This is a genomic window from Ornithinimicrobium tianjinense, from assembly GCF_014636495.1.
Classification (GTDB): Bacteria; Actinomycetota; Actinomycetes; order Actinomycetales; family Dermatophilaceae; genus Ornithinicoccus; species Ornithinicoccus tianjinensis.
Window position 1 is genome coordinate 74442 of sequence record NZ_BMEM01000001.1, and the last position, 22050, is coordinate 96491.

A 22050-nucleotide genomic window follows, 5' to 3' on the forward strand; every position below is an offset into this window, starting at 1 on the left:
CGCGAGCATCTGGACCGTGCCGGGCATGCCCGCACTCGCCTTCCTCTCGTTCATGGGCTTCTCCGGGTATGCCGCTCTCCTGCCCGTCGCCCCGCTGTGGGCGGTGCACGGCGGCGCGGATTCCGCCGGCGCCGGGCTGGTCAACTTCGTGCTGCTGGCGACGACGGTCGCCACGCAGTTCCTCGTGCCGGCGCTGGTGCGTCGCATCGGTTGGGGCGCCACCCTCACGCTGTCGCTGGTGCTGCTCGGCCTACCCGCCCTCCTGCACGTGCTCTCCGATGGACTGGGCGTCGTCCTCCTGCTCTCGGGCGTCCGGGGCGTCGGCTTCGGCATCCTGACGGTGGCCGCCAGCGCGGCAGCCGTCCTGCTCGTCGACCCGGCTCGGCGCGGTGCGGCGGTCGGGGCCTACTCCCTCGCCCTCGCCACCCCGAACGTGCTGCTCATGCCGGTCGGCGGCTGGATCGCCGAGGCGTGGGCCTTCTGGCCGGTGTTCGTGCTGAGCGCGCTGCCGCTGGTGGGGCTCCCCGCGAGCTGGGCCCTGGCCCGTCATCTGCCCGTGCGAGCGACCCACGACAGCCGGCACCCCGAGCCGGACGGGGCGCCCGCCGGGCTCGCCACCTATCTCGTGATCCTGCCGCCCAGCCTGGTCCTCATGGCCATCACGCTGGCGGGCGGGGCGCTCATCACCTTCGCGCCGCAGATGGTGGCCGTGCCCTGGTTGTCCGCAGCAGGGCTGTTCGCCTTCGGGCTGGTGTCCACGGTTGTGAGGTGGCGGGTGGGCGGGCTGGCCGACCGGTGGGGCTCAGGCCGCCTGGCATGGCCCTTCGTGCTGCTGGCCGTGCTGGGGCTGCTCGCCGTGTCCCGGCTCGTCGACCAGCAGGTCGTGGCGGACCGGCTGCTGGCCTGGCTGGCGGCCTGCGGGCTGGTCGGGGCGGCCTACGGTGCTCTGCAGAGCCTGACGATGATCCGTGCCTTCGAGGCCGCGGGGCCGCGCCGCGTGGGCGCGGCGAGCGCCGTCTGGAACGCCGGCTTCGACACCGGCACCGCCACCGGGTCGGTCCTCGTCGGCGCGCTCGCCGTCGGCTGGGGGTTCGGTGCGGGTATGGCGATCACGGCCGGTCTGGTCCTGTTGACGCTGCCGCTCGCTCTCCCGGCGCGCCGCTGAGCACGCGGACGAGGGCGTGAGGTGTCGACGGCCCACCGAGTGCGGTCACGCTGCCCTGACCTTCATCGCCTTGCAGCGTGATGAAGGTCCTCCTGACCTGACCGCACTTCCGGGCCCCGGAACCTGACCGACCGTCCACGACGGGCATCGTGCCCGGGCATCTCGCACTGGCACCCCGCACTGGCATCGTGCGCTGGCACCTCGCACTGGCATCTCGCACTGGCTCGTCGGTCCTGCGCGCAGGGGCCGCTGAGCCGGACCTCACGCTCGGGACGTGTCAGCGGCGAGGGCCGCCTCGAGCATCGCCCTCACCTTTGCCGGCGAGGAGAGGTCGGCCCACACGAGCCGGACGACGGTGTACCCGGCCCGCTGCAGCCCCATCTCCCTGCGCTTCTCCAGGAGCAGAGCCTCACGGTCGGTGTACTTGACCATGCCGTCGATCTCCACGATCACCCGCGTGCCTCGCAGGAGAAAGTCCACCCGACCCAGAAACTCACCCGCGTCGTCACGGATGACGACCTGCGGCACCGGGTCGAAGCCCAGAGCCTGGAGCAACAACCTGCTCCGGGTCTCGGCGGCCGACTCGGACCGCGCGTCCATGAGCTCGACGGCGCGCGCGAAGGTCGCGTGCACGGGGTGGTGCCTGTGCGTGTCGGCCGTTCGGCGGAGGTCGTCGACGGTCACGAGCTGCTGGTGGAGAGCGGCATCACCGACCACGACCGCCTCGTCGCGTCCGTGCAGCTCGGCGACCCCCATCACGGCCAGGCGGGGCTCGACCACCTGCACGCCGTTCAGGACGGTGGGGTCGGCATCGACATACCCGGTGTGGATCGTGTAGCCCGTCCGCTTCCTGTGCTGGCCGGCACCGAGGCGGCAGCCGTGCACCCTGTCCGGCTCGAGGGTCAGCGGCAGCCCGTGCATGAGGGCGGCTGTGGTGTGGCTCACCAGGACGCGGGGCGGCCAGGTCCGGGCGATCGCGGTGGCAGCCAGCACATGGCGCCCGGCCGCGTCGGCCGCCTGGTAGCGATCGAGGTCCACGAAGGCCGCCCGACCCACGCGCAGGAGCACCTTGCCGGCCAGCAGCTGGCGGGTCGGACCCCCGCCCGCGCCGAAGGCCGACAGGTCGGCCGCGGTGAGGGTGCCGGCGTGAGCGTCGAGCCCTGAGCGCACGAGCGTGAGGAGTCCGGGCGCGAGGGCGGGAGGTGGGGTCTGCGGCATGAGACCACTGTGCCGATGCTGATCGAGGCATGGCCCGGGTTATCCACAGGGAGGCGACCGACATCACCGTCCGGACCTCGCCGGCTCGGTCGCCTGGCAGGTGCGGTCACCCCTCCCGGACCTACCTCACGCTCTGGTGCGATGAAGGTCGCCCTGACGTGACCGCAGCTGCCGAGGTGGTCGGACATCGTCGTGCTGGGTAGCCGAGGTGGGGCGGCTAGACGTCGGCCACGTCCACCACGACCGGCGCGTGGTCCGAGGCGCCCTTGCCCTTGCGCTCGTCGCGGTCGATGAACGCCTGCTCGACCCTCGCCGCGAGCGCGGGGGAGCCGAGGCAGAAGTCGATCCGCATGCCGCGGCGCTTGGGGAAGGCCAGCTGCGTGTAGTCCCAGTAGGTGAAGGTCCCCGGCCCGGGAGTGTGCTCGCGCGTCACGTCGGCGAACCCGGCCTCGACGACCCCGGCGAAGGCAGCGCGCTCCTGCGGCGAGGTGTGCGTCTTGCCTGCGTAGTACTCGACCGACCACACGTCGTCGTCGGTGGGAGCGATGTTCCAGTCACCCATCAGCGCGACGGCCGCGCCGGGGTCGTCGGCCAGCCACCCGCGGCCGGCGTCCCGGAGCGCCGCGAGCCAGTCCAGCTTGTAGAGCAGGTGCGGGTCGGCCAGCGAGCGGCCGTTGGGCACGTAGAGCGACCACACGCGCACGCCGCCGCAGGTCGCCCCGAGCGCCCTGGCCTCGGCCTCGGCAGGCTCGCCCCACCCCGGCTGGCCCGGGAAGCCGACCTCGACGTCCTCCAGGCCCACCCGGCTCACGACCGCGACGCCGTTCCACTGGCTGTACCCGACGTGCGCGACGTCATACCCGGCTGCCTGGAACGGCATCATCGGGAACTGGTCGTCGCGGCACTTGGTCTCCTGCAGCGCGAGGACGTCCACGTCGTGCCGCTCGAGGAAGGCGACCGCCCGGTCGACGCGGGAGCGGATGCTGTTGCAGTTCCAGGTGGCGATGCGCACCCGGCCAGCCTAGGCGCCGCTGGGTGGCTGGCCTCAGGGGCGGGTGATCCTGCGCAGTGCCAGGAGGTATGCCGCGCGCACGGCCGGGCGCGCCAGCGCCACCAGGCGGTCGGGGAGTCCCGTGACCTCGTAGCGCTGCCTCCAGCGCAACCGGGTCCCACCCGGCGCCGGCTCGAGGGTGGCCTCGATGCGACCGCCGAGCGGCCGGCCGACCTTCTCCACCACGCACCGGTGAGGCGGCTCCCACTCACGCACGACCATCACGTCGTCGACGTGGAGCGGCCCCAGCCGGGTCCGGCCGACGAAGCGTGCGCCCCGGTCCAGCGGCCCGCCGCTCACCACGGTGAGGGGGACGGCGTCGGTATGCCGGTCCAGGTCCCACAACCTCTCCCAGACCTCGGCCGGAGACCCGGAGACGGACAGGTCGATCGCGAAGGCGGGCAGCGGCATACCCCGAGCGTAGGGGCGAGGGCACGTCGGTGCGCCCGCCTACGATGAGGGCATGAGCGCACTGCCCCTGGGAGCCCACGTCGAGCAGACCGATCCTGTCGCCGAGGCGGTGGCCCGGCAGGTGCCGCTGGTGCAGTTCTTCCTGGGTGACCCGCAGAGCTACAAGGGCCCGAAGGTGCTCTTCGAAGGCGGGGCGCCGGCGCTGCGGGCCGCGGCGGAGGAGGCCGGCGTCGACCTCTACGTCCACGCGCCCTACCTCGTCAACGTGGCCACGTTGAACAACCGCATCCGCATCCCGTCCCGCAAGCTGCTCCAGCAGCACATGGATGCGGCTGCGGAGATCGGCGCCAAGGGCCTCATCGTGCACGGCGGGCACGTCAACGTCGAGGACGACCCGGCGAAGGGGTTCGACAACTGGCGCAAGGCGATCGAGGCGACGGACATCAAGGTCCCGCTCCTCATCGAGAACACTGCGGGCGGCGACAACGCGATGGCACGCCACCTCGACCGCATCGCGATGCTCTGGGACGCGGTGGGACGCGCCGAGGGCGCCGACCAGGTGGGCTTCTGCCTCGACACCTGCCACGCCTGGGCAGGCGGGATCGAGCTGGGCGACGCGGTCGAGCGCATCCGTGCGATCACGGGTCGCATCGACCTGCTGCACTGCAACGACTCGCGGGACGGGGCGGGCTCGGGCGCGGACCGGCACACCAACCTCGGCTCCGGCCAGGTGCCGCCCGACGAGCTCGCGGACGTCGTGCGGGCCGCCGGTGCGCCGGTCGTCCTGGAGACCCCGGGTGGTGCGGTCGAGCACCTCGCGGACCTCGACTGGCTGCGCGAGCGTCTCTGACGTGGCCACCGCACTCGTCACCGGAGCGACGGCCGGTCTGGGCCGAGAGTTCGCCGAGCAGCTGGCCGCACGCGGCGACGACCTCGTGCTGGTCGCCCGCGACGCGCAGCGTCTCGAGCAGGTGGCCGCCGACCTCCGGGCGGCTCACGGGGTCCAGGTGCGCGTGCTGCCTGCGGACCTTACCCACCGCGCGCAGCTGCACGCCGTCGCCGAGGTGCTCGCTGACCGCTCCGCGCCCGTCGACCTGCTGGTCAACAACGCCGGCTTCGGCTCGCGCCGGGGGTTCGTGTCCAACGCGCTGGAGGAGGAGGAGGCGGCGGTCGACCTCATGGTCCGTGCCGTCATGGTGCTCAGCCACGCCGCGGCCGGGGCGATGCGCGAGCGTGGTCGAGGCTCGATCCTCAACGTCTCGTCGGTCGCGTCGTTCGCGGCGATGGGCCACTACTCGGCGATCAAGTCCTACGTCACGGTCTTCTCCGAGGCCCTGGCCACCGAGCTGGGCCCGCACGGCGTGAGGGTGTCGGCACTGTGCCCCGGGTTCACCCGCACGGAGTTCCACGACCGGGCCGAGATGAACATGTCCCGGCTGCCCGAGGCGCTCTGGCTCGACGCGCCCTCCGTGGTCCGTGACGGCCTGGCGTCGGTGGCGGCCGGCCAGGTCGTGAGCGTGCCCGGTCCGCAGTACAAGGTCCTCGTCGGTCTGCTGCGCGTCGTGCCCCGCCGGATCACCCGACGGGTCGCCGGCGAGCTCGCCGCCCGGAGGCGGCGTCGGTGAGCGTCGATGCTGACGTGCGGACGCTGACGTTGCGGCCCTGAAGGGGGCGGCGACTACGCTGCCTGCCATGACTGGCACCCGCGAGCGTCTGCGCGAGCTCATCACCGACAAGGCCATCGTCCACGGCAGGGTCACCCTGTCCTCGGGCAAGGAGGCCGACTACTACGTCGACCTGCGCCGGATCACGCTGGACGGGGAGGCGGCACCGCTCGTCGGCGACGTCATGCTCGACCTGGTCGAGGACCTGAGGGTCGAGGCCGTCGGCGGCCTCACGATGGGCGCCGACCCCGTCGCCACCGCGATGCTGCACGCGGCCCACCGGCGCGGTGAGCGGCTCGACGCCTTCGTGGTCCGCAAGGCCGAGAAGGCGCACGGGCTCCAGCGACGCATCGAGGGCCCGGACATCACCGGACGCCGGGTGCTCGTCGTCGAGGACACCTCCACCACGGGCGGCTCGCCGCTGACCGCCGTCGAGGCCTGCCGGGAGGCCGGTGCCGAGGTCGTGGCGGTGGCCGTCATCGCCGACCGCAGCAGCGGCGCCGAGGAGAAGATCCGGGAGGCCGGCGTCGACTACCGCGCCGCCTACACCCTGGCCGACCTCGGTCTCGCCTGACGGGCCCCCAGCAACGAGCCTGGGAAGCCTCCGAGCCGACGACGAGGCCCCCGCACCTTCCCCGGGTGCGGGGGCCTCGCCGTGCCAGAGGGGCGGCCGACGCTCGGCCGGGGGACAGGTCACATCCCGGGCACGCGGCCGTACCAGATCTCCGTGGTCACCGGGTCGCCGAAACGGACCCCGGCGCTGGGGTTGAGCGCCTCGTAGGTCTTGCCGTCACCGGCGTAGATGCCCACGTGGTAGAAGTTGTCGTAGAAGATCAGGTCGCCCGGCTGGGGGTCGGTGACCCGCGTCACCATCGCCTTCTGGTCGCGCACCGTCCGGGGGATCGTGATGCCGTTCTGCTTGTAGACCCACCAGGTGTAGGACGAGCAGTCGAAGGCCTCGGGCGGCGTGCCGTACAGGACGTAGGGGTAGCCGACGTAGGACGCCGCCGTGGCCAGGATCGCCTGGCGGAGCGCGGTCGTGTCCTCCGTGGGCGGGGGCGGGACGACGGGGTTCGGGTCGCTCGGCGGCGTGAGCGCTGGCGCCTGGTCGGAGAGCACCGTCGGCGACATCCACTGGCTGGAGGAGATGCGCAGCCAGCCGTTGGTGCTGATGGTGCCGGACACCTGGGCGCCGAGCGTCTTGGTGCCGGACACGGCATACGACGTCGACGGACCGGAGCGCACGTTGGCGACGGCGACGTCGACCCACCGGGTCACGGTCTCAGGTGCCGGCGCCGGGGCCGGGGTGCCGCCCGGGTCCTGGGACGTCAGCACGCCGGGTGACATGAACTGCCGGTCGGCGATCTTGAGCCAGCCGTTGGAGGTGAGCTGGCCGGTGACCTTCGCCCCTGCCTGACGGGAGCCGACGATCGCGTAGGTGGTCGACGGACCCGACCGGACATTGGCGTTGACCGTCACCCAGCGGGTCACGCTCTCCGCGGTCTCGCCGCCACCGCCGGGGGCGTCCGAGGTGAGGATGGTGCCGCTCATGTAGCGGCCGTCGCCCATCTTCAGCCAGCCGTTGACCCACGTGCCGCGGACCTGGGTGCCGCCGGTCAGGGTGCCGACGATCCGGTGCTCCAGACCTGGGCCGGAGCGCACGTTGCCCACGGAGGCGGTGACGTACTGGGTGACCGTGCCCGTCGAGGGGGTGGTGAGCACGGACGGCGCCATGAACTGCCGGTCGGAGATCTTGAGCCACCCGTTGGAGGTCACGGTCCCCTGGACCGTGGTCCCCTGCGTCTTGGTCCCGACGACGGAGTATGCCGTGGACGGCCCGGAGCGCACGTTGGCGACCGCGACGGAGACGACGCGCGTGACGCTGGTCTCGACGGTCGGCAGCACCGGGGTGGCCGGCAGCGCCGGCGTGGCCGGCAGGGCGGAGCCATGACCGAGCGGGGTGCGTGGCAGCGGGGCCTGAGGTGCCGGCGCGGCGTGGGCGGTCGGGGCGAGGACGATCACCGGGGCGGCCGCGGCGGCGGTCGCCACGAGGTGCTTGGTGATGCGGCGCGTACGTGTGGGCATGGGAGCGAGCTCCATCGATCACGATCAGGATGGGACATGCCCGGAGGGGGCCGGGCAAGAGCAGTGAACCCCCGTTCCGACGGGCGCGCAACCCCCGCTGACCTGCGAGAGTGTGGTTTTGCCGGGAACTACAACTCTGTAAGTATGTGATCTTCATCACGTCGCGGGGGGCAATGCGCAGGTCAGCCCGGATATCACATCGGTGTCATTTGGGCGGGAGCAGAATCTTGCGAAATCACAGGCGTTTTCTCAGGCCACACGCGCACCGTGCCGGGAGGTGCGGACGTTGGCTCGCGTGACCGGTGGGAACGTGCGGGAGGCCCCGCCGACGGGGTCGGCGGGGCCTCTTCGCGGGACGGGACCGGGTCAGCGGCGACGGCGGTCCCAGTGGGCGAAGCCGGCGTTGCGGGCCGCGTCCTCGCTCTCGAACCACACCTCGGCGCGCACAGCGTCATACGAGGGCGAGTCCGGGGTGTGGAAGAGCATCGACCCGGCGTTGCCCTTGACCTGCCACCCCGCCGGACCCGTGCCGTCCTCGAGGGGCTCCGCCGAGCCGGCGCCGAAGGAGCTCTCGACGAAGCCGGTCGTGGTGGCCGGCTCCTGGGCGGACAGGAGCTCGTCCTGGGTGTAGGTCGGCGACGCCGTCGTCTGCTCGGTGTCGGTCGGCGTGGCGAGGGGCTCCTCGACCGCCACGGCCTCGCCGGCCTCGACCCGATAGGTGGCGTCGTCACCGACGGGATACTCGGGCGCGGAGTCCGCGGCGTCGGCCTGCTCCACGACCGCGTCGGCGGTCAGCGGCTCCGTGCTCGCGCCCGCGTCGATGTCCTGGTCGGTCAGCGGGTGGACGTCGGCGACCTCCTCCGCGGCACCCTCGGTCACCGTGGGGCGGGACGTCTCGTCGACGTAGGTGGTGTCGGGCTCGTGCGCACCGGCGTCCGGCGCATAGCCCGTCTCCTCCGCCGTGGGGGCCGTGGCGCCGGCCGCCGCACCCGCCACTCCCGCCGCTCCTGCGGCGCCGAGCGCGCCGATCTCGGCGGAACGGCTGATGCGCTCCTGGCGGTCGGCCTCGGGCTCGTCGTAGGCGGGGGCCTCGGCGACCGGCTCGTCGTAGGTCGGCTCGTCGTCGGCGGGGAGCGGGGTGTCCCGGAACTCGGGCTCGGCGTAGGTGGTCTCGTCGTCGGCGGGGAGCGGGGTGTCCCGGAACTCGGGCTCGTCGTAGGTGGTCTCGGCGACCGGCTCGTCGTAGACGGGGGTCTCGGCGACCGGCTCGTCGTAGACCGGCTCGGCGACCGGTGCCTCGGCATACGTGCCGGCGGGGGTCTGGTCGACCGCAGCCTGGTCGAAGACCTCGCGGTCCGGGCGGGACGTCTCGACCGGGGCGACCGGTGCGGCGTCGGTGTCCGCGAGGCCGTCACGGTCCCGGTCGACGTCGGTCACGGCGCGGTCGTCGCCGTTGTCCTTGCCGGGCGAGCGGAGCAGCATGAACACCGCTGCGCCGATGAGCAGGAGCAGCAGGATGATCATGATCCACTTGGTGGTGTCGTTCATGAGGCGTTCCTCCTAGTGGCGACCGGGCAGGCCGCGTCCGAGGCACCCGCAGATGTTGCGGCGCTCCTCCCACCGTAGTGCGAGATCGCAGGTCGGGCCACGGATTCGGGCCCGGCGCGCGTCGGATGGGACAATCGGGCGACCGCATCGATGAGGAGAACCTTCGCGTGAGCACGCAGACCGACCTGACCGGGGTGGCCGGGTGGGCCGTCGACCTGATGGAGCGACTGGGGGGCCCGGGCGCGGCCCTGGCCATCGCCTCGGAGAACCTCTTCCCCCCGATCCCGAGCGAGATCATCCTGCCCCTGGCCGGCTTCACCGCCAGCCAGGGCACCTTCACGCTGGCGGGTGCCATCGCCTGGACCACCGCGGGCTCGGTGGTCGGCGCGCTCCTTCTCTACACCCTCGGCGCGTTGCTCGGCCGCACCCGCTTCCGGGCGCTGTGGGCCAGGTTGCCGCTCGTCGACCTCGCCGACCTGGACCGCACCGAGGCATGGTTCGACCGGCACGGACGCAAGGCGATCTTCTTCGGCCGGATGATCCCGATCTTCCGCAGCCTCATCTCCATCCCCGCCGGTATCGAGCGGATGTCGGTCGTGGTCTTCACGCTGCTCACCCTGGCTGGCAGCCTGCTGTGGAACTCCGTCTTCGTCATCGCCGGCTACCAGCTCGGCGAGAACTGGCACCGCGTCGAGCCCTACGCCGACACCTTCCAGAAGGTGGTCATCGGCGTGGTCGCGGTGGCGATGCTGTGGTTCGTCGTCCAGCGGGTGCGCCGCAACCGCGCCCGGGCGCGCGCCTCCACCCCGTCGGTATGACGTCGCGCCCCGCGGTCGGGGTCGGCCCGTGGCCGGGGGAGTGGCCGACGGACGCGAGCGGGGAGCTGCCCGCGCACCTGGACCCGGAGCTGCTCCGCGAGGGTGATGCCCGCAACGTCGTCGACGGCTACCGCTACTGGCGCCACGAGGCGATCGTCGCGGACCTCGACACCCGACGGCACGGCTTCCACGTGGCGGTCGAGAACTGGGAGCACGACTTCAACATCGGTTCGGTCATCCGCACGGCCAACGCCTTCAACGCCGCCGCCTTCCACATCGTCGGACGGCGGCGCTGGAACCGTCGGGGCGCGATGGTCACCGACCGCTACCAGCACGAGCACCACCACCCGGACGTCGCGAGCCTGGCGGCCTGGGCCGCAGCCCGGGGCCTGCCGCTCCTCGGCGTCGACAACGTCCCCGGGTCCCGCCCGCTGGAGGGGTATGCCGTGCCGCGCCACTGCATACTCCTCCTCGGTCAGGAGGGTCCGGGGCTGAGCGAGGAGGCGCTGGCGGCCTGCCAGGAGGTGCTGGCGATCACCCAGCACGGCTCCACGCGCTCGATCAACGCAGGCGCGGCGGCGGCGATCGTCATGTACCACTGGGCCCTGCAGCACGCGTGACGGCGCTGTGGAAGCATGGGGGTCAGCCCCGCGCCGACGCCGTCCGAGGAGGACTCACATGCCCATCGCCACCCCCGAGGTCTATGCCGACATGATCGACCGGGCCAAGGCAGGAAACTTCGCCTACCCGGCCATCAACGTCTCCTCCAGCCAGACCCTCAACGCCGCCATCAAGGGCTTCGCGGACGCGGGCTCGGACGGCATCATCCAGGTCTCGACCGGTGGGGCGGAGTACTTCTCCGGCCAGGGGGTCAAGGACATGGTCACCGGGTCGCTGGCCTTCAGCGCCTTCGCCCACGAGGTCGCCAAGAAGTACGACGTCAACATCGCCCTCCACACCGACCACTGCCCCAAGGACAAGCTCGACGGCTTCGTCCGGCCGCTGCTCGCCGCCTCCATCGAGCGGGTGAAGCAGGGCGGTCTGCCCTACTTCCAGTCGCACATGTGGGACGGCTCGGCCGTGGCGCTGGAGGAGAACCTCGTCATCGCCGAGGAGCTGCTCGAGCTCTCGGCCCAGGCGCGGACGATCCTCGAGGTCGAGATCGGCGTCGTCGGCGGCGAGGAGGACGGTGTCGCCAACGAGATCAACGAGCAGCTCTACACCACGCCGGAGGACGCGATCGCGACGGTCAAGGCCCTCGGCGCCGGCGAGCGGGGTCGCTACCTCACCGCGCTGACGTTCGGCAACGTGCACGGCGTCTACAAGCCGGGCAACGTCAAGCTGCGTCCGGAGATCCTGCAGACCGCGCAGTCCGCCGCGGCCAAGGAGCTGGGCCTCGCCGAGGACGCTCGCCCCTTCGACCTGGTCTTCCACGGCGGCTCCGGATCCTCGGCGCAGGAGATCTCCGACGCGGTCGACTACGGCGTGGTGAAGATGAACATCGACACCGACACGCAGTACGCCTTCACGCGGCCGGTCGCCGCCTTCATGTTCGGCAACTACGACGGCGTCCTCAAGGTCGACGGCGAGGTCGGCGACAAGAAGATGTACGACCCGCGCGCCTGGGGCAAGCAGGCGGAGGCCGGCATGGCCGCGCGCGTCGTCGAGGCGTGCGAGCACCTGCGCTCGGCGGGCACGCACGCGTGAGCGGACCCGACCTGCTGGGCGTCCCGCCCACGCATCTGCCGGACGACCCCGCCGCCGCGCGGGGCGACGCGGACCCGCGCGAGGTCGCTGCGGCATACCCGGCCTCGAGCCTGGCCTGGGCCAGGCTGGCCGAGGAGGCGCTGGGGCGGGACGACGCCGTGGGTGCGTACGCCTTCGCGCGCACCGGCTACCACCGCGGCCTGGACGCGCTGCGGCGCGCCGGGTGGCGGGGTCAGGGGCCGGTCCCGTGGGAGCACGAGCCCAACCGCGGATTCCTGCGCGCGCTCGCGGCGCTCGCGAGGGCGGCCGGCCGGATCGGCGAGACCGACGAGCAGGTGCGGTGCACCGAGTTCCTCCGGGCCTCGTCCGCGGAGGCCGCCCGCGAGCTCGGGCTGTAGACAGGACCCCTAGCGTGGCGGGGGCCGGGTCGCTCGACCCGGCGCCCGCCACGCCCCCTTGTGGTCAGACGGCTCGCGTCCCCTGACGTCTCGTCCGACCTGGCTATGTAATCAGAGGACCGTCGTGCCAGGTGGCCCAAGTGTGCCAGTGGCCTTAACCTGCCATACGTGAAGTCTCAACCACGACGTCTCGCCCTCGAGCCGGAGGTGGAGCACTTCTACCGCCACCTCCTCCGCTCCGCGCCGGGCACCCTCGAGGAGCACGCCGACCGGCTCGGCTGGCCGCTGCACCGCGCCCTGGTGTCGCTCCGGCACCTGGAGGCCCTCCAGCTCGCCGCCCGGGGAACCGAGGGCCAGGTGCGTGTCGACGACCCGCGGTCCACGGTCGGGCGTCTGCTGGACCAGGAGGAGGCCCGGCTGGACGCCCGGCGCGACGAGCTGCTGGGTCTGCGGGCCTCCCTCGAGAGCTTCGAGTTCGACTACCGACGGGGCCTGCAGCTCTCCGGGCCGCGGCTGCCGGCCTTCGAGGAGGTGGCCCCCAGCCAGGCACCGGCCGTCGTCGACCACCTGGTCCGCACCTCGCGCGGTGACCTCCTGCAGGTCGCGAGCGGGGTCGACACCGGACCCGGTCACGACGAGGCCGTGCGCCGGCAGTTCGAGGAGGTCGTCGCCTCCGGCCGCGTCGTCCGCAGCATCTTCCCGCTCTCGATCCTCGCCGATCCCCACTGGCACCTCTTCGCCGAGGCCCGCGCGTCCGCGGGCGAGCAGCAGCGCTACCTGCCCGACGACGCGATCCGGTCCGAGTTCGCGGTCTTCGGCCGGGGCGGCGTGCTGCTCGCCGAGGGCGGTGGCGAGGAGGGCGACTTCCTGCTGCTCCGACCGGCGGCGGTGGTGGACGTCTTCGTGAGCCTCTTCGAGGAGCTGTGGCGTCGCGCGGAGCCGATGTTCGGTCAGGACGCCTCGGCCCGCGACGTCAAGCTGCTCGAGCTGCTCGCCCTGGGCTTCAAGGACGAGGCGCTGGCACGCCAGCTCGGGCTGAGCCTGCGCACCGTCCGTCGCCGGATCGCGGCCCTCATGGACGAGCACGGCGTCGACACGCGGTTCCAGCTGGGGATGGCGATCGCCGGGCGCGGCCTGCTGGACGGCGACCGACGATAGGATCAGGCTCCAGTCCACAACCCGAAAGGCGGGCATATGCCGGCGATCGTCCTGGTGGGCGCCCAGTGGGGCGACGAGGGCAAGGGCAAGGCCACCGACCTGCTCGGCTCCGAGATCGACTACGTCGTGAAGTTCAACGGCGGCAACAACGCCGGTCACACGGTGGTCATCGGGGACCAGAAGTACGCCCTCCACCTGTTGCCCTCCGGGATCCTCTCGCCCGGCTGCACCCCGGTCATCGCCAACGGCGTCGTCATCGACCTCGGCGTGCTCATCGAGGAGCTCGACGCGCTCGAGGCGCGCGGCGTGGACACCTCCACGCTGCGGATCAGCGCCAACGCCCACGTCATACCCGCCTATAACCGGGTGCTCGACAAGGTGACGGAACGCTTCCTGGGCAAGCGCCGCATCGGCACGACCGGACGCGGCATCGGCCCGACGTACGCCGACAAGATGAACCGCATCGGCGTGCGCGTCCAGGACCTCTACGACACCTCGATCCTGCGGCAGAAGGTCGAGGCCGCGCTCCAGGTCAAGAACCAGCTGCTGCTCAAGATCTACAACCGCCGCGCCATCGAGGTCGACGAGGTGGTGGAGGAGCTGCTGCGGCACGCGGAGCGCATCCGCCCGATGGTCACCGACACCGTGCTCGAGCTCGGGGAGGCCCTCGACCGGGGTGAGACCGTGCTCTTCGAGGCGGGCCAGGCGACGCTGCTCGACGTCGACCACGGCACCTACCCGTTCGTGACGTCCTCCAACGCGACCGCCGGGGGAGCCTGCACCGGCTCCGGCGTGCCGCCGACCCGCATCGAGAGGGTCATCGGTGTCTTCAAGGCCTACACCACGCGCGTCGGCGAGGGTCCGTTCCCGACCGAGCTGGACGACGAGCTCGGCCAGCGGCTGCGCGACGTCGGCGCGGAGTACGGCACGACGACCGGCCGTCCCCGCCGGTGCGGCTGGGCGGACGTCGTCATCGGCCGTTACGCCCAGCGGGTCAACGGGATCACCGACTTCGTCGTCACCAAGCTCGACGTGCTCACGGGGCTCGAGACGATCCCGGTCTGCGTCGCCTACGACGTGCAGGGTCAGCGCTTCGAGGAGATGCCGGTCAACCAGTCCGACTTCCACCACGCCACGCCGGTCTACGAGGAGCTGCCCGGCTGGAGCGAGGACATCACCGGCTGCCGCAGCTTCGAGGAGCTGCCCGAGGCCGCCCAGCGCTACGTCCTGCGGCTCGAGGAGCTCATGGGGGCCAGGGTGTCCGTCATCGGCGTCGGGCCGGGTCGCGACGAGGTCGTGGTCCGCCACGACCTGCTCGGGCGCGACTGACCTCCCGTGGGCACGGTCGACGTCACCGTCCGGGGCATCATCGCGGCGCCGCGCGCGCGGGTGGCGTCCTTCGCGGGCGACCCGAGCAACGCGCCCGCCTGGTACTCCAACATCCGCTCCGTGCGCTGGCACGGCGAGGACCGGTCGGTACGGGTGGGCGCCCTGCTGGACTTCGTCGCCCGCTTCCTCGGCCGCGAGCTCTCCTACACCTACGAGATCGTCGAGCTCGTCCCTGACCGGCGGCTCGTGATGCGGACGGCCTCCGGCCCGTTCCCGATGGAGACCACCTACGAGTGGTGGGACGAGGGCGAGGACACCGGTATGTCGTTGCGCAACCACGGCGCACCGCGCGGGTTCGCCTCGCTCGGCTCGGGCGCGATGTCGGTGGCGATGCGGCGTGCCATGACGCAGGACCTCCGCCGCCTCGACGAGGTCCTGCGCGGGGAGACCGGCGCGGGCCTGAGGGACGCCCCTGCGGCGCGCGCGGCGTCCGCCGCCCGCTCGAGCCACCGCGGCACCTCACCGTAGCGCTGCGGTGGCACCAGCCGTCCGGCTGCCGAGTCGTCGACCAGCTGGCGCAGGCGTCGGTCGCGGGTCGACTGCTGCCTGGCGTCGACGAGCCACGCCGCCACCGCCCTGCGATAGCCCGGCGGTGCCTGCGCCCAGAACGCCGCAGCCGCCGGGTCGGCGGTGATCGCCGCCAGCTGCTCGTCGGTCGGTTCGGTGGGACGTTCGTAGGAGTAGGTGCCCGTGCGGTCCGGGTCCCGGGCCTCGAAGGCCGCCAGGCCTGCGGGACGCATGAGCCCGGCTGCCGCGGTCGGCGACATGCCTCTTGGACAGGCCCATCCACAGCTCGTCGGCGGTCGCGTGGTGCTCCTCCAGCCAGGCGCGGAAGTCCTCCGGCCCGTCGAAGTACACCGCGGGCCGCTCCGGCGTCCCACCCTCCCGCCAGCCCACGTCATACCCCCTCGCCACGACCCGCGAAGGTGAACCGCGTGCAGTCGGTCGGGAAGGCGAACCACGCCATCGCGCGGGTCGGCGTGATGACCCGCAGGCCGCCGCCGTCCGCGCCCGCCCAGGCGTCGGGGCCGGGACGGTAGCCGGCGTCGTGGTACTTCCCGAACGCCTCGGCCAGCCGCGCCCCCAGCCCCTCGGGGTCCGCGCGCGTCGCGTGCGACTCGCCCTCGACGATCACCACCTCGGTGCCGCTCTCGAGCGTCAGGGTGACGGCAGGGTTGGTCTCGACGTTGCGGGTATGCCGTGTGGTGGGCGCGCCGTCGTACCAGAACCGCCCGTCCACCCACACGCCCCAGCGCGGCACCGAGTGCGGCCGCCCGTCCGGTCGCACGCTGCTCAGCCAGTAGTGCCGGGCCTCCCGCAGCCGCGGCTCGACCTGGTCCCAGCTGAGCAGGCCTTCGCTGCTCTCCGGTATGCCGTACCCGTCCGGGAAGGTGGGTCGGGAGGCTCGCGGGATCGTCTCCATAGCACGACGGTAGACCCTGGGTGGCAGAGTAGTGCATCCCATTGTGGGATTCTGTCTGGTATGCTCACGGCGTGACGACACAGATCGCGGTACGGCTCCCTGACGAGATGGTTCGCTTCCTGGACCGGAGCGTGGCCAGTGGCAAGGCACCCAGCCGAGCCGCCCTGGTGGCCGCAGCCCTGGAGCGCGAGATGCGCCTGCACGCCGCGCAGCAGGACGCCCAGACCCTGAAGAAGAAGGGCACGGCCGATGACCTCGACGAGCTCGTCACCTGGTCCGTGGCCCACCCGACACTGGACGACTGACGTTGCGTGAGATCTGCCTCGCGCGGCTCGACAAGACCCGCCCCGTCCTGGTGCTCACCCGCGACACTGCCCGCGCCGTGATGACCAAGGTGACCGTGGCTCCCATCACGTCGACCGTCAAGGGGCTGTCCAGCGAAGTGCCGGTAGGACGTGCAAACGGGCTGGACCACGACAGCGCTGTCTCGATGGACAACGTCCTGACCATCCCCGCCGACCTCCTGGGACGGAGGCTGGGTTTCCTCACGCCCGAGCAGGAGCGCCACCTCGCAAGAGCCATCGTGCTGGCGTACGACCTCGAGGTGCCGTTACTTGAAGGGCCGTGATCGTCCCTCCCGGCACGTCGCCGGGACAGATGCCCGACGACGCTGCGCAGGCACGTCGGTGACACACTGGCCCCATGGGTGACCCGGGGTCCGGCTCCGCGCGCGAGGCCAGGCTGCGCGAGCTGCGCCTGCTGCGGCAGGTGCGCGACCGGATGGACCGCGAGTACGCCCGGCCGCTCGACGTCGAGGCTCTTGCCCGCGGGGTCCACCTGTCCGCCGGCCACCTGTCGCGACGCTTCCGGGAAGCGTACGGCGAGTCGCCCTACTCCTACCTGATGACCCGACGGGTCGAGCGCGCGATGACGCTGCTGCGGCGCGGCGACCTGAGCGTGACCGAGGTGTGCTTCCAGGTCGGCTTCTCCTCCCTCGGCACGTTCAGCACCCGCTTCGCCGAGCTGGTGGGCAGGCCCCCGAGCGCCTACCGACGGGAGGCGGGCGTGCCCGCCATACCCCCGTGCGTGACGCGCGCGGTGACGAGACCGATCAGGAATCGAGAAGCCCCGCTGTCGACCGCGCCGTAGCGTGGCGCTCATGGACATCACGATCTCCTCCAGCTTCCTCCCCGTCGACGACCCCGAGGCCTCTCTCGCGTTCTACCGCGACGTCCTCGGCTTCGAGGTCCGCGGCGACGTGGGCCAGGGCACGATGCGCTGGATCACCGTCGGCCCGCCCGGGCAGCCCACCACCTCGATCGTGCTGCACCCGCCGGCCGTCGACCCGGGCATCACCGACGACGAACGCGCCGTCATCGCCGAGATGATGGCCAAGGGCACCTTCGCCGGCATCAACCTCGCGGCCGCCGACCTCGACGCCGCCTTCGAGCGGGTCCAGGCCAGCGGGGTCGACGTCGTCCAAGAGCCGATGGACCAGGCGTGGGGCGCGCGCGACTTCGCCGTTCGCGACCCTGCAGGCAACTCCGTCCGCGTCAGCCAGGCCTGAGGGAGGACACCGAGGTGGCAGCCAAGGACGACGGCTTCAGCGCCGGCGAGAAGAGGGCCATGCGCGAGCGGGCCAAGGAGCTCAAGGCCGCGCAGAAGAAGGAGGAGCTCGAGCAGAACCTCCTCGACAAGATCGCCGAGATGCCCGAGGCCGAGGGCCGGATCGCGACGAGGATCCACGACATCGTCAGGCGCGTCGCCCCGCACCTCGTGGCCAAGACCTGGTACGGCATGCCCGCGTGGTCCACGCCGGAGGGCAAGGTGGTGGTCTTCTTCAAGCCTGCGGGCAAGTTCGAGTCGCGCTACAGCACGCTCGGCTTCGAGGACGCCGCCAGGCTGGACGAGGGCGCCATGTGGCCGACGAGCTACGCCCTGACCGAGCTGACCGCCCAGGACGCCACGCTCGTCGAGGCGCTCGTGGCCAAGGCGGCGGGCTCTGGATGAGCGACGTGAGGCCGTCCAGGGCTGGCGTCGCGCTGGATGCTCATCGAGGAGCGCTGATCAGCCCACCCAGACCCGCGCGTTGCGGAACATCCGCAGCCACGGGCTCGCGTCCTCGACCGGCCCCGAGGTCCACGACATCTGGACGTTGCGCTGGACCCGCTCGGGGTGCGGCATCATCGCGGTGAACCGGCCGTCCGGCGTCGTCACCGCGGTGAGGCCGTCCGGCGATCCGTTGGGGTTGGCCGGGTAGGTGGTCGCCACCTCGCCGCGGTTGTCCACGTAGCGCGCCGCGCGCAGCACGGTCGCCTCGTCGCCGCGGGCGGTGAAGTTGGCCAGGCCCTCGCCGTGCGCCACGGCGATCGGCAGCCGCGAGCCGGCCATGCCGGTGAAGAAGATCGACGGGCTGTCCAGCACCTCGACCATCGACAGGCGCGCCTCGTACTGCTCCGACCGGTTGCGGGTGAACCGCGGCCACGCCTCGGCACCGGGGATCAGCTCGGCGAGAGCGGCGAACATCTGGGCGCCGTTGCAGATGCCGAGCCCGAAGGTGTCCTCGCGCGCGAAGAACGCCGAGAAGCTCTCGAGCAGCGCCTCGTTGTAGAGCACGGAGCGCGCCCAGCCCTCACCGGCGCCGAGCGTGTCGCCGTAGGAGAAGCCACCGGCCGCGACGAGCCCCTTCACCCCGGCGTCGCTGAGGTTGAAGCGTCCCGCCTGCAGGTCGGTCATGTGCACGTCGTAGGTGTCGAAGCCCGCCCGGTCGAAGGCGAAGGCCGTCTCCACGTGGCTGTTGACGCCCTGCTCGCGCAGGACGGCGACCTTGGGCCGCGCGCCGAGGTTGAGGTAGGGCGCGGCGACGTCCTCACCGGGGTCGAAGCTCGGCTCGACCCGCAGTCCGGGGTCGTCGTCGGCCCCGAAGGCCGCGTGCTCCTCGTCCGCGCACGCCGGGTTGTCGCGCAGGCCCGCGATGCGCCAGGACACCTCGTCCCACGCCTGGGCCAGCTCGCGCACCGGCTCGTCGAGCACGACCTCGCCGGAGCGGACCTTGACGCGGCGGTCGCTGATCGCCTCGCCGATCTCGTGGGTCAGCTCGCCGAGCCCGTGCGCGGAGAGCACCGCCACGGCCTCGTCGACGCGGTCGCCGGGGACGCCCAGGATGACGCCCAGCTCCTCGGTGAAGACGGCGGCCAGCCCGCCCGCCAGCGGGTCGGCGTACGACATACCCTCCGGGGCGAAGACGCTCACCCCCACGCCGCCGGCGAAGGCCATCTCGCACAGCGCGGCCCACAGGCCGCCGTCGCTGCGGTCGTGGTATGCCGTCACGAGCCCCTGCGCGCGCAGCTCGGTGAGCGCCTCGGCGAGGGCCTGGAGGTGGGCCGGCTCGTCGAGGTCGGGCACGGTGCCGCCGAAGGCGCCGCGGACCTGGGCGAGCATCGACCCGCCGAGCCGGTCGCGCCCGGCGCCGAGGTCGACGAGCACGAGCGCGTCGCCGGCGCTGACCTGGGGCGTCAGGGTGCCGCGCACGTCGGCCAGCGAGGCGAAGGCGGAGACGACCAGGGAGACGGGCGAGACGACCTGCTTGGTCTGCCCGTCCTCGGACCAGGTGGTGCGCATCGACAGCGAGTCCTTGCCGACGGGCACGCCGATGCCCAGGGCCGGGCACAGCTCCATCGCGACGGCCTGGACGGTGTCGTAGAGGGCGGCGTCCTCGCCGGCCTCGCCCGCCGCGGCCATCCAGTTGAGCGAGAGCTTGACGTCGCGCAGCGAGGCGACCGGCGCGGCCAGCAGGTTGGTCAGCGCCTCGCCGACCGCCATCCGGCCCGACGCGGGCGCGTCGACCGAGGCCAGCGGCGTGCGCTCGCCGGAGGACATCGCCTGGCCGGCGAGCCCGAAGTGGTCCGAGAGCGTCACGGCGACGTCGGCCACCGGCACCTGCCACGGGCCGACCATCTGGTCGCGGTGGCTCAGGCCACCGACGGTGCGGTCACCGATGGTGACCAGGAAGCGCTTGGACGCCACGCTCGGGTGGCGCAGGACGGCGTAGGCCGCGTCCCGCACCTCCTCCTCGGTGAGGTCCTCCAGGGCGAGGTCGTCGCCACGCCGGGTGGTGCGCTGCACGTCGCGGGTCATCCGCGGCGGCTTGCCGAGCAGCACCTCCATCGGCATGTCGACGGCGCTGAGTTCGTCCTCGCCGAGCACGAGCTGGCCGTCGGCCTGCGCGACGCCCACGACCGCGAAGGGGCAGCGCTCACGCTCGCACAGCGCGCGGAACGCCGGCAGCGACTCCGGCGCGAGGGCTAGGACGTAGCGCTCCTGGCTCTCGTTGGACCAGATCTCCTTGGGCGCGAGGCCGGACTCTTCCAGCGGGACGGCGCCGAGGTCGAAGCGGGCGCCGAGGCCCGCGTCGTCGACGAGCTCGGGGAAGGCGTTGGACAGACCGCCGGCACCGACGTCGTGGATCGCCAGGATCGGGTTGGCCTCGCCGAGGTTGGCGCAGTGGTTGATGACCTCCTGGGCGCGGCGCTGCATCTCGGGGTTGCCGCGCTGCACCGAGTCGAAGTCGAGCTCGGCCGCGTTGACGCCCGAGGCCATCGAGGAGGCGGCGCCGCCGCCCATGCCGATGCGCATGCCGGGCCCGCCGAGCTGCACGAGCAGCGTCCCGGCCGGGAAGCGGACCTTCTCGGTCTGGGAGGCGCTGATGGCGCCCAGGCCGCCGGCGCTCATGATCGGCTTGTGGTAGCCGCGGCGCACGCCGTCGACGGTCTGCTCGAAGACGCGGAAGAAGCCGCCCAGCGCCGGTCGGCCGAACTCGTTGTTGAAGGCGGCCGCCCCGATCGGTCCCTCCACCATGATCTCCAGCGGGCTGGCCAGGTGCGCGGGCGCGCCATACTCCTCCGCCTCCCAGGGCTCGGAGGTGCCGGGCAGCCGCAGGTTGGAGACGACGAAGCCGGACAGGCCCGCCTTGGGGGCCGAGCCGCGGCCCGTCGCGCCCTCGTCGCGGATCTCGCCGCCCGCGCCTGTCGCCGCGCCCGGGAAGGGCGAGATCGCGGTCGGGTGGTTGTGGGTCTCGACCTTCATGAGGACGTGGACGTCCTCCTCGCGGGGGGCGTAGCGGCTCGGGCCGGCCAGGCCCTCGGGCCCTTCGGCGCCGCCCTCCGGCGCCCACCGCGTGACGCGGCCGCCGGTCATGATCGAGGCGTTGTCCTTGTAGGCGACGACCGTGCCCTGCGGGCTGACCTGCTCGGTGTGGCGGATCATCCCGAACAGCGACCGGTCCTGGACCTCGCCGTCGATGACGAAGTCGGCGTTGAAGATCTTGTGGCGGCAGTGCTCGGAGTTGGCCTGCGCGAACATCGTCAGCTCGACGTCGCTGGGGTTGCGGCCCAGCCCGGTGAAGGCGTCCACCAGGTAGTCGACCTCGTCCTCGGCGAGCGCCAGACCCCAGGCCCGGTCGGCCTCGACGAGCGCGTCGCGACCCCGGCCGAGGACGTCGACGTGCTCCATCGGCGCCGCGTCCTGCTCGGTGAACAGCGCCGCCGCGGCCTCGCGGTCCGGGAGCACCGTCTCGGTCATGCGGTCGTGCAGGACGGCCGCGCAGCCCGCCAGCTCCTCCTCGGACAGGTCGCCCTCGGCGAGGCCGAGGTGCACCTCGGTGACCCGCTCGACGCGGTGGATCGGTATGCCGCAGTTGTGCACGATGTCGGTGGCCTTGCTCGCCCAGGGAGAGATCGTGCCGAGGCGGGGGGCGACGACGAGGACGCGTCCGTCGGTCGCGGGGTCGGTCCACGGCTCGCCGTAGGTCAGGATCGCGGCGAGCGACTGGTGCTCGGCCGGGGTGAGCTCGGCGTCCGAGGCGACCCAGTGGACGAAGCGGGCGGAGACGGAGGCCACCTGCGGGGCGACCGCCTGCAGCCGACGCAGCAGGGCGGCGGCGCGGAAGTCGGACAGGGCGCTGCCGCCGGGGAACGCGGTGAGCACGTGCTCGGGGTGACGGTCGGTTGCCATGGG

Annotated in this window: 23 protein-coding genes and 1 pseudogene; 16 read left to right on the forward strand and 8 right to left on the reverse strand. The window is 72.4% G+C overall.

What is annotated here, in order from left to right:
- Positions 1-25: 25 nt before the first annotated feature.
- Positions 26-1165: an MFS transporter gene (locus IEV65_RS00315; RefSeq protein WP_188427646.1), complete on the forward strand. Its 1140-nt coding sequence runs from the start codon at positions 26-28 to the stop codon at positions 1163-1165.
- 261 nt (positions 1166-1426) lie between these two features.
- Here IEV65_RS00315 and IEV65_RS00320 read toward each other — a convergent pair whose 3' ends face one another.
- The 3 genes from IEV65_RS00320 to IEV65_RS00330 form a co-directional block, all read right to left on the reverse strand.
- Complete coding sequence (locus IEV65_RS00320; protein ID WP_188427647.1) at positions 1427-2383, reverse strand: DUF559 domain-containing protein; 957 nt, start codon at positions 2381-2383, stop codon at positions 1427-1429.
- A 217-nt stretch (positions 2384-2600) separates the two neighbouring features.
- Complete coding sequence (locus IEV65_RS00325) at positions 2601-3395, reverse strand: exodeoxyribonuclease III (RefSeq protein WP_188427648.1); 795 nt, start codon at positions 3393-3395, stop codon at positions 2601-2603.
- A gap of 33 nt (positions 3396-3428) precedes the next feature.
- Positions 3429-3845: an SRPBCC family protein gene (locus IEV65_RS00330; protein WP_188427649.1), complete on the reverse strand. Its 417-nt coding sequence runs from the start codon at positions 3843-3845 to the stop codon at positions 3429-3431.
- 52 nt (positions 3846-3897) lie between these two features.
- Between IEV65_RS00330 and IEV65_RS00335 the strand changes: the two genes are divergently transcribed.
- From IEV65_RS00335 to pyrE, 3 genes are all read left to right on the forward strand, one after another.
- Positions 3898-4695: a deoxyribonuclease IV gene (locus tag IEV65_RS00335; protein WP_188427650.1), complete on the forward strand. Its 798-nt coding sequence runs from the start codon at positions 3898-3900 to the stop codon at positions 4693-4695.
- Between the two features lies 1 nt (position 4696).
- Positions 4697-5470 (forward strand): SDR family NAD(P)-dependent oxidoreductase, encoded by a 774-nt coding sequence (locus IEV65_RS00340; protein ID WP_188427651.1) that lies wholly within the window; start codon positions 4697-4699, stop codon positions 5468-5470.
- Positions 5471-5537: 67 nt separating this feature from the next.
- Positions 5538-6083, forward strand: a complete 546-nt coding sequence (gene pyrE / locus IEV65_RS00345) for an orotate phosphoribosyltransferase (RefSeq protein WP_188427652.1) — start codon at positions 5538-5540, stop codon at positions 6081-6083.
- A gap of 119 nt (positions 6084-6202) precedes the next feature.
- On the opposite strand, the gene IEV65_RS00350 is transcribed toward pyrE, so the two are convergent.
- Complete coding sequence (locus IEV65_RS00350) at positions 6203-7594, reverse strand: C40 family peptidase (RefSeq protein WP_188427653.1); 1392 nt, start codon at positions 7592-7594, stop codon at positions 6203-6205.
- Positions 7595-7960: 366 nt separating this feature from the next.
- Positions 7961-9142: a sunset domain-containing protein gene (locus tag IEV65_RS00355; RefSeq protein ID WP_188427654.1), complete on the reverse strand. Its 1182-nt coding sequence runs from the start codon at positions 9140-9142 to the stop codon at positions 7961-7963.
- 218 nt (positions 9143-9360) lie between these two features.
- Between IEV65_RS00355 and IEV65_RS00360 the strand changes: the two genes are divergently transcribed.
- From IEV65_RS00360 to IEV65_RS00390, 7 genes are all read left to right on the forward strand, one after another.
- Positions 9361-9960 carry a DedA family protein gene (locus tag IEV65_RS00360; RefSeq protein ID WP_229735025.1) on the forward strand — a complete coding sequence of 200 codons (600 nt, stop codon included), beginning with the start codon at positions 9361-9363 and terminating at the stop codon, positions 9958-9960.
- Positions 9957-10580 (forward strand): TrmH family RNA methyltransferase, encoded by a 624-nt coding sequence (locus tag IEV65_RS00365; RefSeq protein ID WP_188427656.1) that lies wholly within the window; start codon positions 9957-9959, stop codon positions 10578-10580. The genes IEV65_RS00360 and IEV65_RS00365 overlap by 4 nt, the downstream gene beginning before the upstream one ends.
- A gap of 58 nt (positions 10581-10638) precedes the next feature.
- Entirely contained in the window at positions 10639-11667 is a 1029-nt protein-coding gene (gene fbaA, locus IEV65_RS00370; RefSeq protein ID WP_188427657.1) for a class II fructose-bisphosphate aldolase, read from the forward strand.
- On the forward strand, positions 11664-12065 hold the full coding sequence (locus IEV65_RS00375; protein ID WP_188427658.1) for a DUF3151 domain-containing protein: 402 nt from the start codon (positions 11664-11666) through the stop codon (positions 12063-12065). The genes fbaA and IEV65_RS00375 overlap by 4 nt, the downstream gene beginning before the upstream one ends.
- 168 nt (positions 12066-12233) lie before the next feature.
- On the forward strand, positions 12234-13223 hold the full coding sequence (locus tag IEV65_RS00380) for a helix-turn-helix domain-containing protein (protein WP_188427659.1): 990 nt from the start codon (positions 12234-12236) through the stop codon (positions 13221-13223).
- A 36-nt stretch (positions 13224-13259) separates the two neighbouring features.
- On the forward strand, positions 13260-14552 hold the full coding sequence (locus IEV65_RS00385) for an adenylosuccinate synthase (protein WP_188427660.1): 1293 nt from the start codon (positions 13260-13262) through the stop codon (positions 14550-14552).
- A gap of 6 nt (positions 14553-14558) precedes the next feature.
- The gene (locus IEV65_RS00390) at positions 14559-15080 is read left to right on the forward strand and encodes an SRPBCC family protein (protein WP_188427661.1); all 522 of its coding nucleotides are present in this window, start codon (positions 14559-14561) and stop codon (positions 15078-15080) included.
- Positions 15081-15160: 80 nt separating this feature from the next.
- Here the strand turns inward: IEV65_RS00390 and IEV65_RS15870 are convergent.
- Together IEV65_RS15870 and IEV65_RS00400 are read right to left on the reverse strand one after the other, a co-directional pair.
- Positions 15161-15514 (reverse strand): annotated as a pseudogene (locus IEV65_RS15870) (YdeI/OmpD-associated family protein); the annotation flags it as partial.
- On the reverse strand, positions 15511-16035 hold the full coding sequence (locus IEV65_RS00400; protein ID WP_188427662.1) for a pyridoxamine 5'-phosphate oxidase family protein: 525 nt from the start codon (positions 16033-16035) through the stop codon (positions 15511-15513). The pseudogene IEV65_RS15870 and the gene IEV65_RS00400, both read right to left, overlap by 4 nt.
- Before the next feature lie 71 nt (positions 16036-16106).
- Here IEV65_RS00400 and IEV65_RS00405 point away from each other — a divergent pair, with 71 nt between their 5' ends.
- From IEV65_RS00405 to IEV65_RS00425, 5 genes are all read left to right on the forward strand, one after another.
- On the forward strand, positions 16107-16340 hold the full coding sequence (locus IEV65_RS00405; RefSeq protein WP_188427663.1) for a ribbon-helix-helix domain-containing protein: 234 nt from the start codon (positions 16107-16109) through the stop codon (positions 16338-16340).
- Positions 16341-16342: 2 nt separating this feature from the next.
- Positions 16343-16663: a type II toxin-antitoxin system PemK/MazF family toxin gene (locus IEV65_RS00410; protein WP_188427664.1), complete on the forward strand. Its 321-nt coding sequence runs from the start codon at positions 16343-16345 to the stop codon at positions 16661-16663.
- A gap of 74 nt (positions 16664-16737) precedes the next feature.
- Positions 16738-17184 (forward strand): helix-turn-helix transcriptional regulator, encoded by a 447-nt coding sequence (locus IEV65_RS00415; protein WP_188427665.1) that lies wholly within the window; start codon positions 16738-16740, stop codon positions 17182-17184.
- Positions 17185-17194: 10 nt separating this feature from the next.
- On the forward strand, positions 17195-17602 hold the full coding sequence (locus IEV65_RS00420; RefSeq protein ID WP_188427666.1) for a VOC family protein: 408 nt from the start codon (positions 17195-17197) through the stop codon (positions 17600-17602).
- 14 nt (positions 17603-17616) lie between these two features.
- Complete coding sequence (locus IEV65_RS00425; RefSeq protein ID WP_188427667.1) at positions 17617-18045, forward strand: iron chaperone; 429 nt, start codon at positions 17617-17619, stop codon at positions 18043-18045.
- 57 nt (positions 18046-18102) lie between these two features.
- On the opposite strand, the gene purL is transcribed toward IEV65_RS00425, so the two are convergent.
- Positions 18103-22047, reverse strand: a complete 3945-nt coding sequence (purL, locus tag IEV65_RS00430; RefSeq protein ID WP_188427668.1) for a phosphoribosylformylglycinamidine synthase — start codon at positions 22045-22047, stop codon at positions 18103-18105.
- Between the last annotated feature and the right edge of the window lie 3 nt (positions 22048-22050).